The sequence below is a fragment of the Gammaproteobacteria bacterium genome, from assembly GCA_029882975.1.
Lineage (GTDB): Bacteria > Pseudomonadota > Gammaproteobacteria > SZUA-152 > SZUA-152 > JAJDNG01.
Map to the genome: position 1 here is coordinate 77,607 of JAOUJW010000011.1, position 13,863 is coordinate 91,469.

The following is a 13,863-nucleotide window of genomic DNA, read 5'->3' on the forward strand; positions in this document are numbered from 1 at the left end:
TGTTTTTCTATTAAGAACATTGAATAAAAGACGGACAATAAAACCCACGAGGTGCACAATGTCGACACTGCCGCAGGTAACGGAAAACAAGGTACTGCCAGTCAACAGCAGTGGTAAGCTCGCGGCTATCAATAATGCCGAGCAATTGGCGGAAAACTCCAAGCAATACGAAAAAGTATTGCACATCGCCGGCATTTTACAGACCAGTCTAAACATTGAAGAACTGTTGAGTCAGTTCAGCAAAGAACTGGGCGATATCGTACCGCACAATAATATTTCCTATGTTTACGAAAAACTCAGCGTGAACTTCACGCTGGGACGCCGAGCGCGCCATTCCTGCACTTATGAATTGTCCATTAATGAACAACATTTGGGTTTTCTCAGCCTGACCCGCAACAGCAAATTTTCCAACAAGGAAATCGAGACGATTGAACAGCTGATTTGCGCAGTTCATTACCCGCTGCGAAACGCAATTTTGTATAAAGATGCTGTCAATGCAGCCAACAAAGATCCATTAACCGGCATTGGCAACCGTTCGGCCATGAATACATCCGTACAACGTGAGATAGAGTTGGCTTCGCGCCACAACCGTTCACTGGGTATTATCATGATGGATGTGGATCATTTCAAAACCATTAATGATACCTACGGCCACTCCGCCGGAGACCTGTGCCTGCAGTCCTTGGTGGAATGCACGGAAAAAAGCGTGCGTATTTCCGATATGATTTTTCGTTACGGTGGCGAGGAATTTGTGATTGTCCTACCGGAAACCGATATCCAAGGGGTGCTTCGCTTGGCAAAACGCATACGACGCCGGGTGGAACGCCTGCAAACTCAGGTGAATAAACAGCAAATCTCTATGACCGTCAGCCTGGGCATTACTGTATTAGCGGAAACGGACGATGACAAATCCCTGTTTGCCCGTGCGGACGAAGCCTTATACAAAGCCAAACGCGAAGGTCGTAATTGCATTCGCATCGCCACGGGCGTCTAATCTTTGCGGCGAGTCCGGGCGATTGGACCCTTGGGTCCGCTTGAACGTTTGGATCCGGTTTGAGCTTTTGAGTCCGAGGCCTTTTTGGGCTTGGATTGAGAACGAGACGACGTCTTCACACTTTGGGATTTAACCCGCTTTTGCTTTACACCGGCCTTTACCCGTTGCCCCCCCAATGATTTTCTTATCTCCGGTTCATAAAGCTCACCGGGCGGTTTCAAGCCCACAACGCGATATAAATCCGCCAACAGCTTATCCGGCATTTGGACTGTCTGCCCCCGTGCCAAGCTTCGCGGCAGCTCAACCGGTCCGAAGCGTATGCGCGTTAAGCGACTAACAACCACACCTTGAGACTCCCACAAACGTCGAACTTCCCGATTACGCCCTTCTTTAACCACCACCCGATACCAATGATTCGCGCCTTCACCCCCCATGTCCACAATGGAGTCAAAGTTCGCCGGACCATCGTCCAAGTCCACGCCGGCGAGCAACTGATTAATGGTAGCTGGACTGACACTACCCAGAACCCGCACCAGATATTCCCGTTCCAACTCGTAGGAAGGATGCATGAGACGATTGGCTAACTCACCGTCACTGGTCATAATCAGCAGGCCACTGGTAGAAATATCCAGCCGCCCAACTGAAATCCAGCGACCGCCACTGATTTTAGGCATGTCTTCAAAAATGGTAGAACGCCCCTCCGGATCCGAGCGGGAACACACGGTTCCCACGTTCTTATGGTAAAGCAGAGTCTTTTGAGTTGCGTCAAGCAGACGCTTGGGGATGAGACGACCGTCCAGAGCAATGAGGTCATTTTCACCAACGCGATCACCCAGTTTGGCGGTTACTTTATTGACACTTACCCGACCTTGTTCGATCCAGGTTTCCATCAAACGGCGAGAGCCGTAACCGGCACGCGCCAGTACCTTTTGCAATTTTTCTGTCATGTGATGCCTGGAGTCAGGATCCGAGTCTATCCGGAGACTATTCCGCCGCTGCGTGTTTTTCCGGTCTTAGGGTATCGTTATCCGTTTCATCCTCTTGTGTGTCATCCACAGTTTCCATCACTACGTCAGCATCTTCGTGTAACTCATCATGATCCACATACATTTCCTCATAGTCCCTGCGCGGCTCGTCTATGGGCGGATCTTCGGAATACTCGGCTTCCGGATCATAGTCATCTGCATCAACATCAGTCTCTGAGGCTATGGAAAAATCGACGAAGTCATCATCATCAACTTGCAACTCCGACAGAATCTCTTCACTTACGGTATCAGAGTCCGCAGATACCATAGTGACAGTGGGTTCACCAGAAGAAAAGTCGACGAAATCGTCATCATCCGAGTCCACATCAGGCTCCGAATCGGCAGCTTGCGCAAATTCGGGTTCCATTGCTGGTTCTATTTCTTCAACCTCATCCGACTCATGTGCTTGTTGCATCACTGCCACATCCGTCTTTGACTCCACGACATCATCGTCATCAGCAGTGTCTGTGTACAAATCGGATTCGTCTTCGTCCTTAAGCTCGCCCTCGGCCACAACTTCCTTTTCATTCGAGACCTCTTCTTCCGGCTCGTCCAAAGCGGATTCTGCATGGATATCCACTGGAGTCTCTAAATTTTCGCCCGCGGCGGCTTCGATATTGTTTGGGTCTGTCTCCCCGTCCACTCGGATTTTATCCAGATCTCTGATTTCGCTTAGGGAGGGTAATTGGTCCAGAGACTTCAAATTGAAATAGTCCAAAAATGCCTTTGTGGTAGCATAGATAGCCGGACGCCCGGGAACGTCACGATGTCCGACCACTTTCACCCAATCTCTTTCCAGCAATGTCTTAACGGTTTGGGAACTAACACTGACCCCGCGGATACTTTCAATCTCACCACGGGTGATGGGTTGACGATACGCAATAAGCACCAGGGTTTCCAATAAAGCGCGGGAATACCTCGGTGGTTTTTCTTCCCATAAACGCCCAACCCAAGGCGCATTCTCCTGCCGGGCTTGATAGCGAAAACCACTGGCAACTTCCACTAATTCTATTCCGGTATCCGCACATTCTTCCTGCAATAAAACAAGCGCTTCGCGTATCTCGCCTTTGCCTACGCCTGAATCTTCATCAAACAGGGCCACCATACGTTCTACAGTAAGGGGCTGACCAAAGGCCATCATGGCCGCCTGAATGACCTTTTTTAATTGTTGAATTTCTATCATGACTCCACAGCCTTAATGTGTATGGGTTCAAAAGGTTCTGTCTGCACCAGTTCAATCAATGATTCTTTAATCAATTCCAATATAGCAAGAAAACTCACCACTACACCCAAACGACCTTCCTCAGGCGTGAACAGGGACACAAATTCCACAAAACCACCGCCCCGTACCCTGTCCAATACACTGGACATGCGCTCACGCACCGACAACGGTTCCAGCTGGATATGATGATGAGAATACATATCCGCCCGGTTCAACACATCCTTAAACGCGAACAACAAATCCTTCAACTCCACGTGGGGCTGCGGTTTGCTTCGCTCCAACTCAGGTGGATGCACTTCGACTTGGAATACATCCCGATACAGCCGCGGCAAAACAGCCAGATCTTCAGCAGCAATTTTGTAACGTTCGTATTCCTGCAGTCGCCGAACCAACTCCGCCCTGGGATCGTCTTCATCTTCCTCTGTAATTGGCCGTGGCAACAACATCCGCGATTTAATTTCCGCCAGCATGGCTGCCATCACCAAATAATCGGCAGCCAGTTCCAAGTGAAACTCTTTCATCAACTCCACGTACTCTATGTACTGATAGGTGATTTCCGCTATAGGAATGTCCAATATATCCAGGTTTTGCCGCTTGATCAGGTATAGCAACAAATCCAACGGCCCTTCGAAGGCTTCGAGGAAAACCTCTAAAGCATCCGGAGGAATATACAAATCCTGCGGCATCTCAATCATTGCCGCACCGCGTACTTTGGCGATTGGAATCACATTATCGGGTAAGGACTGCATATCAGTCTGTACCGAGTCCTCGCCCCCAGTTTCGGTCACTGTCGCCTCATTGGCTGTATCGGCATTGGCCTGGGTTTGCGATGGCTCACTCTCCCCCTCACCAGTACTCGCTTCCTGTTGTTGCGCTAACTCGTCTTCATTCATGCTATCTGTGCCCCGCCGGTTTGGTCCGGTTTACTTATATTCCAGCCCCATAGCTTCTCGTACTTCGTCCAGCGTATCCTGGGCAACATCCCTGGCCGCTTCGCTGCCTTCGCTGATGATGTTCTGCACCAGTTTGGGATCGTTGATATATTGTTCTGCCCGCTCCCGAATAGGCTCCAGTTCCTTTAACACACTATCAATAATAGGTTGCTTGCAGTCCACACAGCCAATACTGGCCTGGCGACAACCCTGCTGCACCCAGTCTCGGGTATCGTCGTTGGAATATACCTGATGTAACTCCCACACCGGACAATTGGCCGGATCACCGGGATCATCCCTGCGGATACGGGCTGGGTCCGTAGGCATGGTACGCAACTTCTGCTCTATCGCCTTGGGATCCTCCCTCAGGGCAATGGTATTGCCATAAGATTTGGACATTTTTTGACCATCCAACCCCGGCATTTTGGACGCATTTGTCAACAACGCTTGGGGCTCGGGGAGGATTATTTTACCGCCCCCTTCCACATATCCAAAGAGTCTTTCGCGATCACCCAGGGTAATATTTTGCTGAGTCTCCAACAAGGCTCTGGCGGTTTCCAGCGCCTCATGATCACCCTGTTCCTGGTATTTTCTCCTTAACTCGTTGTATAGCTTAGAATTTTTCTTTCCCATTTTACGAATAGCGGCTTCGGCTTTTCCTTCAAAATCGGTTTCGCGGCCATAGAGATGGTTAAAACGACGCGCAATTTCCCGGGTCAGCTCCACATGAGCCACCTGATCCTCTCCTACCGGAACGATTCCGGCTCGATAGATCAATATATCGGCGCTTTGTAATAAGGGGTAGCCTAAAAAACCGTAGGTGGCCAGATCCTTTTCTTTGAGGGACTCCTGTTGATCTTTATAACTGGGTACCCGCTCCAACCAACTCAATGGGGTGATCATGGACAGCAACAGGTGCAATTCCGCATGTTCAGGCACATGAGATTGAATAAAGATTCGTGCCGCTCCCGGATCTACTCCCGCCGCCAACCAATCAATCACATTATCCAGAACACTGGCAGCAATGACGCTGGTATTGTCGTATTGAGTGGTTAAGGCGTGCCAATCGGCAACAAAGAAAAAACACTCATACTCATGTTGTAAAGTCAGCCAGTTTTTTAAGACGCCGTGGTAATGCCCTAAGTGCAGCTGCCCGGTTGGGCGCATTCCCGATAATACCCTTTGGTATTGTGTCGGTACCGAACTCATTCTTTCCCCTTCTCTTTATCGTGCAGTTCTTATTAAAAGCCAAACCGGCCAAGAAAACCAGCTATTCTATTTCTGTTTGTGTGGTTATTCTAAAACAATGCATCCACATCCCCGCTGCCTTCACGCAACACCACCGGTTCCTCAGACACCAAATCCACCACGGTCGTAGAGCCCAAACCGCAATACCCCCCGTCGATGACCAAATCCACCTGACGTTCCAATAAATCACGGATGCTCAAGGGGTCAGTTTCCGGCATTTCTTCACCGGGAAGTATGAGAGTACTGCTCATCAGTGGTTCACCCAGTTGATCCAACATGGCGTGAGCAATCACATTATCCGGAACACGCAAACCTATGGTTCTTCTTTTGGGGTTTTGGAGTCGCCGTGGAACCTCGCGTGTTGCCATGAGTATAAAAGTATATGGTCCGGGTGTTAATCGTTTCATTAAACGATAAGACGCATTGTCCACTCTGGCATAGGTGGAAACTTCGGATAAATCCTTACAAACCAAGGTAAAGTTATGTTTATCATCAAGTTTCCTGATACGTCGTATCCGTTCCATAGCGTTTTTATCACCCAGGTGACAACCCAGGGCATAGCCGGAGTCAGTGGGATACACCACCACACCACCGTCCCGAATAATCTCCACAGCACGTTTGATCAAGCGCGCTTGAGGATCGGTTTCGTGAATCTGCAAAAATTGGCTCATGGGAGTTAAGTACTAAAGATGCTGGTTGATGGACTATGATAATTAAACGATGATTGATGGGTTTACGTCTGCAATCCAGGCAGCCGGCTCCACACGGGTACACACTGATCCGGTAACGGGGGAATGCGACCCAACTCGGCCCAACGCTGCTCTGGGGCGTGAAAATCCGAGCCACACGACGCCAACAAGTCAAATTGCTGCGCTAATCGCGCCATCGTACCGCATTCATCGACACTATGACTGCTGGAAACCACTTCCAAACCTTCCCCTCCACAATCCCGGAATTCCGCCAACAGGGATCTCAGCTTGGTAGCACTGAGTTTATAACGTGCCGGATGGGCAATAACAGCCAAACCACCGGCCGCGTGGATCCATTCCAGCGCTGAATTCAAATCTGTCCATTGGCCCGGAACATAACCCGGCTTGTTCTTTACCAAAAAGCGTTTGAACACGTCCCGAATATCCTTAGCCCGCCCCTGCTCCACTAAAAAATGGGCAAAATGGGTACGACTGATGATTGCACCTGAAGCGTGACGTCTTGCGCCCTCCAAAGCCCCTGGTATTCCTGCTTTTTCCAAGCGCCGGCTAATTTCCTCACCACGCCAATCTCTGAATTTTCGCAATTCGAGTAAACCTTGCTGCAAACGCGGGTTCTGTGGATCTATTCCCAAGCCCAAAATATGTATGGTTATACCGGACCACGAAACCGAAATCTCTACGCCGGGAATCAGCTGAACATCCCACTGCCTGGCACTACGTGAAGCCGCTTCCAAGCCGGCAGTAATGTCATGATCGGTCAAGGCTAATACGTCCACACCGCACTCCCTCGCTCTTTGGACCAGTGATTCTGGACTCAGGCTACCGTCGGATGCATTGGAATGGCTGTGCAGGTCAAATTTCAAAGACATAAGCGCGCAATCATACCTCAATAAGACAGGCTCTGCATACGAAACCGGCATTTTCTACCGCATTATTGGTGGGATGTGATACAGTATGCGCCTTCGGCCCGGGGCGTAACCCATGCGACTCATCATCAATAATACACAGTAAGCGGACACATGAAATTTCTGTTTGATTTTTTCCCTTTAATCCTGTTTTTTGTCACTTACAAAATGTATGACATCTTTGTAGCAACAGGGGCTGTGATTATCGCCACTATCGCGCAAATGATTTTTTTCTGGGTCAAACACCGACGCCTGGAAAAGATGCACGTTATCACTCTGGTGCTGGTCGTCGTTTTCGGCGGCGCCACCATACTCTTTCAGGACGAAACCTTTATAAAATGGAAGTTCTCCGTCGTAAACTGGCTTTTCGGCCTGGTGTTTCTGGGTTCGCACTTTATCGGTAACAAAACCCTGATCCAACGTATGTTGGACAAACAAATAACCTTGCCCCAATTTGTCTGGAACCGACTGAATATCAGCTGGGCAGTCTTTTTCATCGCCTTCGGCTTCGCCAATCTTTATGTCATGTTCAACTATGACACGGATACTTGGGTGGATTTCAAAACTTTTGGAAATCTCGGCTTAACGCTGTTATTTATCATGGGCCAAGGCATTTACATGCATAAACATTTAAAACCGGAACCCGAATAAGAATGTTATACGCCATTATCAGCGAAGACTGTGCGGACAGTCTGGAAAAACGCAAAGCCACTCGCCCGGCACATCTACAACGCCTTGAAGAACTGAAAAACCAAGGCCGACTGGTGTTGGCAGGCCCGCATCCGCGCATTGACAGCGATGACCCCGGCGAAGCCGGATTCAGTGGCAGTCTGGTTGTTGCGCAATTCCCTTCTCTGGAGGAGGCCCAAGCCTGGGCAAATGCGGACCCGTACAAAACAGCAGGCGTCTATGAATCTGTCATTGTAAAACCATTTAAACTGGTACTGCCGTAACTGGTTCGGCAACCAAAAGGAACCTATATGGACTCGCGCAAACTTTTCATTAATCTGGTCAGCTTTTTCGTGGCGACCGGCGTATTCATCGGCGGTAAACTGGCTCACAGTGCTGACCTGGGCAAAGATGTCATGGCTGTGGTTAACGGCAAGAAAATCACACTCAGCACCTATGATTCGTATATTAAGCAACGGGGTTTACCAAAAGACCTGGATCCGACCACGCAACGCGACATGGTACTCAACGAACTCATTAACCGTGAACTCATCTATCAAGATGCCTTACAAAAGAAAGTGGACAAATCCCAAAACATTCGCACGCTATTGGAAAACGCCCGCCAAAATATAATTGCCGGTGAAATGTTGAGAAAAACCACTGAAGAGGAAATTCCTAAGAAAACCTTACAGACGGAATACGAAAACTTCATTAAAACCCTGAACAATCGCGAGTTCAAAGCCAGCCACATTTTGCTGAGCGACAAAAAAACAGCCGAGGATGTGATTGCCGAATTAAAGAAAGGCGGTAATTTTCAAAAACTGGCCAAAGAAAAGTCCACCGGACCCAGCGGTCCCATGGGAGGAGACCTGGGTTGGTTTCGCTCGGAACAGATGGTTAAGCCTTTCGCTGATGCCGTCGCAAACATGAAAAAAGGCACATTCTCAGAGACCCCCGTGAACACTCAGTTTGGCTGGCACGTCATTCTGCTGGAAGACAGCCGCGCCACCGACACACCGAAATTCGAGGATATGGAAGATCAACTGCGCATGCGGGTACAAAACAAAAGCGTGGAATCTTATATCAATAGCCTAAGAAAAAAAGCCAAAATAAAAACTCGATAAATTCTTCGATGTCATCCGCATAGGTGAAATCCTCATCTATGCGGAACTCATTCGCCCTAACCCTACTGTCTTTGCCGATCCAGTAACTTTTGCAATTTTTTCATTCGCTTGTCGTCGGCATCCAATCCTAGTCCCAACTTAATTAACTCCTGTGTAGTCTCGTATTGCTTCTGTTTTAAGGTATTGCGACCCAGCAAGTAACAGGCCCTCACTATTAAGGTGGACAGACTTTTGACCAGTTTGTGCTCTGCCGACAGGCCCTGCATTTGTTTGAGCAAGCCCTGCGCTTCCCGAATATCCGCCAGGGTCATATCACGTTTTTTTAACATTGCTCGGCCGGTATTATAATGCTGTTTCAGCTCCGCATTAATTTCCGCCTCAGTCTTTACCGATGCCGGTACAGGTTCAGGCTTAGGTTCAGGTTTAGCTGTGGCCACTGTCTGGTTTCTTTGTGGGATTTTGGTCTTAGCTGTGTTCAAACCCTTGGACGCAGACGCTGTAGTAGCTTTCTTTTTAACTACACTCATCGTAATGGGTTTGATTAACTTGGCTTCTTTGGCGGCAGGACTGCGTGCAGCGGCGTCTTTGGAACCGGAAACCGTTCGGGCTTGTGGCACTGGTTGTTGAGTATTAAGCCGGCTTTGAGTCAGCAATCGTTTCTCGTTTTGCATAATAATGCGTTCTGTGGATAACCGTTCCTTCTCGGAAGCCAGTCTTTCCTTTTCCTGTTCCAACTGGTCCAGCTGTTCTTGCTCCATGGCCTTAATTTTTAGCTTTTCCGATTCCACTTCCTCCAACGCCATTTCCGCCACACGAATTTTCTGCTCTGCCGCCACGCGGTCGGTGATTCCGTTTAATTGCGGATGCAATTGAGCCAAGCGGGCCGCATCATCCGCGTAACGCTCGGACTTGGCATATTGCCGCTCACCCACTGCCTTTTTGGACAAATTTAAATAATAATCAGCCATGCGTCGAATACCGTTGATGGCTTTTTTATTATCCGGCTCCAATTGCAGTACTTTTTTGTAATAGTCCAAAGCACTGCTACCTTGCGGCGCCTCATACTCACCCATGGCGTAGGCTTTCTCAGCTTTACCTAACAAACTCCTAACGGTGAAAGTGTCTTTTAAACTGAGGAAGGACAAGGCCGAGCCGGCAACAATCGCCAACACCAACCATAAGGCATAACTTTTCTTGCCCACCGCTTTTGTCGCTTCAGCCTGCACCACTTGGGTAGGCGCCAATGGGGTTTGGGTTTGGGCTTGCACCACATCAGCGGGGCTGAGCTTTTCCGTAGTGGGATATACCGCTTTATTCTGGACCGACACCATCGTGTCACCACTGTCAGGTGTTAGTTTAGGGACGTGAATATCGGACTTTCTATTGGAAATGGCTTTATCTGAAAGTGCCTTGGGTACCACAATAGCCGAAGTTTGGTCAGACACAGCGCGGTCAATGACTCCCGGTGGTACCGTGCTGCCACTCACATGAGGTTGCACCTGGGACAACTCCAGCGCCCGGATCATATCCCCACAAGACGGAAAACGGTTGGCCGGATCCTTGGCTAAAGCCTGCATAATCGCCGCCTGGGTTGCTTCACTCACATCCGGATTGAGTTCCCTGATTATCGGGGGTATTTCATCAGTGTGGCGTTTCATAATGGTAAATTCCGTATCACCACCATCCCGGCTGCCACAAGGCGGTTGTCCGGTTAACATCTCATACAGCACACAAGCACAGCTGTATTGATCACTCCTGCCCGTAACGCCCTTCACGGCCTGAATTTGCTCAGGACTCATGTACTCTACAGTTCCCATGAACGTACCCGTGGTCGTTAACCGCTGCTCGCTGGTAAGCAGGACTATGCCAAAGTCCGTTAGGTGGGCATTACCATTGAGATCCATGAGAATATTGGAGGGTTTAACATCTCGGTGTATCACACCGCGCCGATGGGCAAAATCCAAGGCACTGAGCATTTGGCCGGCGATTTGTAAGGTTTCGGCTTCGCTGAAACGCGACTTTTCCCGAATCCAATCTCGTAAGGAACCACAATCCACATGGGACATCACCAGACAGTGCTGCCCTTCGCTGGAAAAATAGTCAGAAACAGAAACGATATTAGGGTGATCCAGGTTGGCCATCGTGACCGCTTCGCGTAAAAACCTGTCCTGAAAATCGGGGTCTTGCGCCAAATGCGCAAACATAAATTTTACTGCGACAATTTTATCCAGTGCAAGGTGTCGCGCACGCCATACCTCGCCAACACCACCGGCCCCGATTTTCTCTTCCAACACATAATCTCTGACTGTTTCCCCAATTTGCACGGGCATCTCCACTGCTTCTGGTAACGTCTTTTGTTAACGTCAATTGGTAACCTAACTTGAATAACAAGCCGCTTCTACTTGTAACGATAAGTATAGCCGCCGATTCCAGCGCGTAAGTTACAAACTACCTGGGACAGTATCGGATAAAACGCCAATAAAAAAAAGCAGAGCACCCGGGCGGGTCACCCGGGTTTGCGCGATTGCGCGGTGATAAAATTAACCGGAGATGCTGTAGATTTCCCAAGTACTGTTTGTCTTTTTACAACGGTTGAACACATCTTTGGTAATGCGAATAAAATACCCCGGCTTTTCCAGCTGTGCCATTTTCTTTATGTGGGATTTATCTAAATTCACATCACAACCGGATTTAGTAATTTGCATTTCTTCCAATTGAACCAACACATCTGCTTCCGTCCCCGGGGCAATATCAAAAGTGGCGATTTCCGTTCCTGCATTGGGCTGCAAGGAATAAAAACTACTCAAGCTATTGTCATGCATGAACCGGGTTTGAGCAAAAATTCGCTCTCCCGTATTGTTTTCAATAACCACCGTTCCCAAACGGTGGGCAGGGGCACAGGCACTAAGCGTGAATAGCAGAAAGATTATAGAAATATATTTCATTGTGAAACCACCTCAGAATTACATCACAAGTTCTTGGAGGTAAGGAAACCGCATGTAGATTTGTATTTTGAATAAAACCAATGACGGCTAGAGTCCCCAACCCAGACTCATACCATAACAGAAACTGAACAATAAATAACCACTACAGCTAATAACGTTATAATATATCACCTGTCTTTTATATACTTTTAAATAATATTATTGGGAAAAACTCATCGTATTCCAGCCTACCGCCTTTGGTAACCGAGCAGACAAATTCTTTTCATTCAAAACCAGCCCGCCACACCCCACATGTTAATAGATTGTTGCCTTTCCTCACTGTTTTCACCCGCCATCGATCAGGAAGAAGACTTTGGGATTGTAAATTCACAGGGGATTTTTCGCTGCACCAGGTTTCCAGCTGACTGTCCGTCGTCACAGGGACATTATCGCTATCCAAACGTGTATTTTTTTCTGTAATATTTTGCCATTCGTCAAAGTAATGTACACCTCACTTTCTCTTCCGCTCTGCGGAACGGAGCACTGCAAGGTTACCTTCGTCAGATCCAGTCTCACCTTACGTTGACTGTGCCAATGACCGTCTTTGGTTTGAGATTCTCAGTGCACATTGGACAGTTTCAATCCCTTGGAAAAATAATAGTCATGAACTTCTTGATTACACCAAGGGGAGAATTTTGAAAGTGAAGCAAAAAAATTTTTTCATGAGCCCATAAAGGTGCGGAGGCAGGCAGACAATAACAAAACAACATATTTCGCATAATATTTCGCATAGTCTACCTCTCAACCTATCGCGATTGTTAACAAAGCCTACCGCACTTTGTTTTTCGCAAACTCAATGGCATGAATAGATCGATTTTCGCCCCGGATAAGGTGCGCCAAAAGCGTCCAAGGATTTCAATTCTTGCTTTACATAGTCCAAAATCGAAGTAGCACTCCAATATAAGCCGGGTTGTAGGGGCATACCCACTCCGGCCAAGGCTTTGGCTGTCCAGGTATTACACGTATTCAGCAAATGGTAATCGCCCTCGGCATCAAAAAACCAACTGGTTCCGGGGCCCGGCAAAGTGGCCACTACACCGGACGGACCGGTTTTAAAACTTCGGTCAAGATACAATCCCAAAGCGAGGAATTGCTTATCATCCAGACATAACTCTATTACCTCTCCAGCTCCACCTAAATGTCGTTGCGGTGAAGCACGCATTGCCACCACATGCATAGTACTATGACTTGGCACCAACAGAGCATTGGCCGTCAAGCGCAAAGATTGGCCGGGGTTCTGATAAAAGCGTTTATCTCCCCAGCCGAATTCCAGATATTGGGCTCCGGGAAAACGTGACGGTACTTGCTGAAATACAGGCATGTGAGCCAGTAAGTCCATATCCGCCAAGTCCAAAACCAAACCGGTATGCCATCCCACGCCGGTCAAATATATTTTGTGTTTTCGCGGCTTCGTCCCTATCAATGCGGCCAGTTGCGGCTGTTGAGAAACCTGACGCTCCACCTCAAGAGCCGTAATAACCTTTGGGCCGGAAGCACATGCACCCAGCGCCAAGACAAGCCACGCTACAACGTTTCTTACCAGGATGCTAGCCACAAAACCTCCTCTTCCCCGGGAAATCCAATCCCAGCCCCCACTCAGCAGGAACTATTTAGGCGGTAGCTTCCCCGCAAATTGTACCGCTGTTTCGATCCAAGCCAGCAAATCTCCATCATTTTCAAAACCGGATTCTCCCACATAAATAAAACCTTTCATCGGTCTGCCGGTGAAATCCATGATCCGAGCATGGGGCCGTGTTAAGCATTGCTCATAGGCATCCGGCCCTACCCGTAACATGAGCTCGCTTTGCACCACCCCGCTGCACATATTACCGTTAATCATAAATGCGATCCCGCCAAACATTCTTTTCTCTGTTACCCCCGAATAGTCCTGTAGAATCTCACGAACCCGTTGGGCTACACCTTCGTCATAAGCCATTTTGACTCCCCCCTGCGAGTCTTAAATTGAAGACCTTTTCTGTGTTGAAGACCACAACTGAGTTGATGGCTCTTACGTTGAGGACTCTTGTACGTTGAGGACTCTTGTACGTTG

At 48.5% G+C, this 13,863-nt stretch carries 14 protein-coding genes; 4 read left to right on the forward strand and 10 right to left on the reverse strand.

Annotated elements, in window-relative coordinates:
- The first annotated feature begins 58 nt into the window (after positions 1-58).
- Positions 59-994: a GGDEF domain-containing protein gene (locus OEY58_10100; GenBank protein MDH5325802.1), complete on the forward strand. Its 936-nt coding sequence runs from the start codon at positions 59-61 to the stop codon at positions 992-994.
- Here OEY58_10100 and OEY58_10105 read toward each other — a convergent pair.
- The 6 genes from OEY58_10105 to OEY58_10130 form a co-directional block, all read right to left on the reverse strand.
- A complete protein-coding gene (locus OEY58_10105) occupies positions 991-1,941 on the reverse strand; it encodes a pseudouridine synthase (protein ID MDH5325803.1) in 951 nt (316 codons plus the stop codon). The genes OEY58_10100 and OEY58_10105 overlap by 4 nt on opposite strands.
- A 37-nt stretch (positions 1,942-1,978) precedes the next feature.
- Positions 1,979-3,202 carry an SMC-Scp complex subunit ScpB gene (scpB, locus tag OEY58_10110; protein MDH5325804.1) on the reverse strand — a complete coding sequence of 408 codons (1,224 nt, stop codon included), beginning with the start codon at positions 3,200-3,202 and terminating at the stop codon, positions 1,979-1,981.
- Positions 3,199-3,990: a segregation/condensation protein A gene (locus OEY58_10115; protein MDH5325805.1), complete on the reverse strand. Its 792-nt coding sequence runs from the start codon at positions 3,988-3,990 to the stop codon at positions 3,199-3,201. Before OEY58_10115 ends, scpB begins: the two co-directional genes overlap by 4 nt.
- A gap of 174 nt (positions 3,991-4,164) precedes the next feature.
- A complete protein-coding gene (locus OEY58_10120; GenBank protein ID MDH5325806.1) occupies positions 4,165-5,382 on the reverse strand; it encodes a tryptophan--tRNA ligase in 1,218 nt (405 codons plus the stop codon).
- An 89-nt stretch (positions 5,383-5,471) separates the two neighbouring features.
- The gene (locus tag OEY58_10125; GenBank protein ID MDH5325807.1) at positions 5,472-6,092 is read right to left on the reverse strand and encodes an L-threonylcarbamoyladenylate synthase; all 621 of its coding nucleotides are present in this window, start codon (positions 6,090-6,092) and stop codon (positions 5,472-5,474) included.
- A 62-nt stretch (positions 6,093-6,154) separates the two neighbouring features.
- The gene (locus OEY58_10130) at positions 6,155-7,000 is read right to left on the reverse strand and encodes a PHP domain-containing protein (GenBank protein ID MDH5325808.1); all 846 of its coding nucleotides are present in this window, start codon (positions 6,998-7,000) and stop codon (positions 6,155-6,157) included.
- A 150-nt stretch (positions 7,001-7,150) separates the two neighbouring features.
- Between OEY58_10130 and OEY58_10135 the strand changes: the two genes are divergently transcribed.
- The 3 genes from OEY58_10135 to OEY58_10145 are packed head-to-tail and all read left to right on the forward strand — an operon-like array spanning position 7,151 to position 8,829.
- Positions 7,151-7,687 carry a septation protein A gene (locus tag OEY58_10135; protein ID MDH5325809.1) on the forward strand — a complete coding sequence of 179 codons (537 nt, stop codon included), beginning with the start codon at positions 7,151-7,153 and terminating at the stop codon, positions 7,685-7,687.
- A 2-nt stretch (positions 7,688-7,689) separates the two neighbouring features.
- Complete coding sequence (locus OEY58_10140) at positions 7,690-7,989, forward strand: YciI family protein (protein MDH5325810.1); 300 nt, start codon at positions 7,690-7,692, stop codon at positions 7,987-7,989.
- 27 nt (positions 7,990-8,016) lie between these two features.
- On the forward strand, positions 8,017-8,829 hold the full coding sequence (locus OEY58_10145) for a peptidylprolyl isomerase (GenBank protein ID MDH5325811.1): 813 nt from the start codon (positions 8,017-8,019) through the stop codon (positions 8,827-8,829).
- A 62-nt stretch (positions 8,830-8,891) separates the two neighbouring features.
- On the opposite strand, the gene OEY58_10150 is transcribed toward OEY58_10145, so the two are convergent.
- From OEY58_10150 to OEY58_10165, 4 genes are all read right to left on the reverse strand, one after another.
- Positions 8,892-11,153 (reverse strand): protein kinase, encoded by a 2,262-nt coding sequence (locus tag OEY58_10150; protein ID MDH5325812.1) that lies wholly within the window; start codon positions 11,151-11,153, stop codon positions 8,892-8,894.
- Positions 11,154-11,369: 216 nt separating this feature from the next.
- Complete coding sequence (locus OEY58_10155; GenBank protein ID MDH5325813.1) at positions 11,370-11,774, reverse strand: hypothetical protein; 405 nt, start codon at positions 11,772-11,774, stop codon at positions 11,370-11,372.
- An 832-nt stretch (positions 11,775-12,606) separates the two neighbouring features.
- Entirely contained in the window at positions 12,607-13,368 is a 762-nt protein-coding gene (locus OEY58_10160) for a DUF2459 domain-containing protein (GenBank protein MDH5325814.1), read from the reverse strand.
- A gap of 51 nt (positions 13,369-13,419) precedes the next feature.
- Positions 13,420-13,749: a TfoX/Sxy family protein gene (locus tag OEY58_10165; protein MDH5325815.1), complete on the reverse strand. Its 330-nt coding sequence runs from the start codon at positions 13,747-13,749 to the stop codon at positions 13,420-13,422.
- Positions 13,750-13,863 lie beyond the last annotated feature (114 nt).

Bases quoted from the DNA above. Each gene is read 5' to 3' on its own strand.
- OEY58_10100 (MDH5325802.1), top strand. From the start codon at position 59: ATGTCGACACTGCCGCAGGTAACGGAAAACAAGGTACTGCCAGTCAAC.
- OEY58_10105 (MDH5325803.1), bottom strand. From the start codon at position 1,941: ATGACAGAAAAATTGCAAAAGGTACTGGCGCGTGCCGGTTACGGCTCT.
- scpB (MDH5325804.1), bottom strand. From the start codon at position 3,202: ATGATAGAAATTCAACAATTAAAAAAGGTCATTCAGGCGGCCATGATG.
- OEY58_10115 (MDH5325805.1), bottom strand. From the start codon at position 3,990: ATGCAGTCCTTACCCGATAATGTGATTCCAATCGCCAAAGTACGCGGT.
- OEY58_10120 (MDH5325806.1), bottom strand. From the start codon at position 5,382: ATGAGTTCGGTACCGACACAATACCAAAGGGTATTATCGGGAATGCGC.
- OEY58_10125 (MDH5325807.1), bottom strand. From the start codon at position 6,092: ATGAGCCAATTTTTGCAGATTCACGAAACCGATCCTCAAGCGCGCTTG.
- OEY58_10130 (MDH5325808.1), bottom strand. From the start codon at position 7,000: ATGTCTTTGAAATTTGACCTGCACAGCCATTCCAATGCATCCGACGGT.
- OEY58_10135 (MDH5325809.1), top strand. From the start codon at position 7,151: ATGAAATTTCTGTTTGATTTTTTCCCTTTAATCCTGTTTTTTGTCACT.
- OEY58_10140 (MDH5325810.1), top strand. From the start codon at position 7,690: ATGTTATACGCCATTATCAGCGAAGACTGTGCGGACAGTCTGGAAAAA.
- OEY58_10145 (MDH5325811.1), top strand. From the start codon at position 8,017: ATGGACTCGCGCAAACTTTTCATTAATCTGGTCAGCTTTTTCGTGGCG.
- OEY58_10155 (MDH5325813.1), bottom strand. From the start codon at position 11,774: ATGAAATATATTTCTATAATCTTTCTGCTATTCACGCTTAGTGCCTGT.
- OEY58_10165 (MDH5325815.1), bottom strand. From the start codon at position 13,749: ATGGCTTATGACGAAGGTGTAGCCCAACGGGTTCGTGAGATTCTACAG.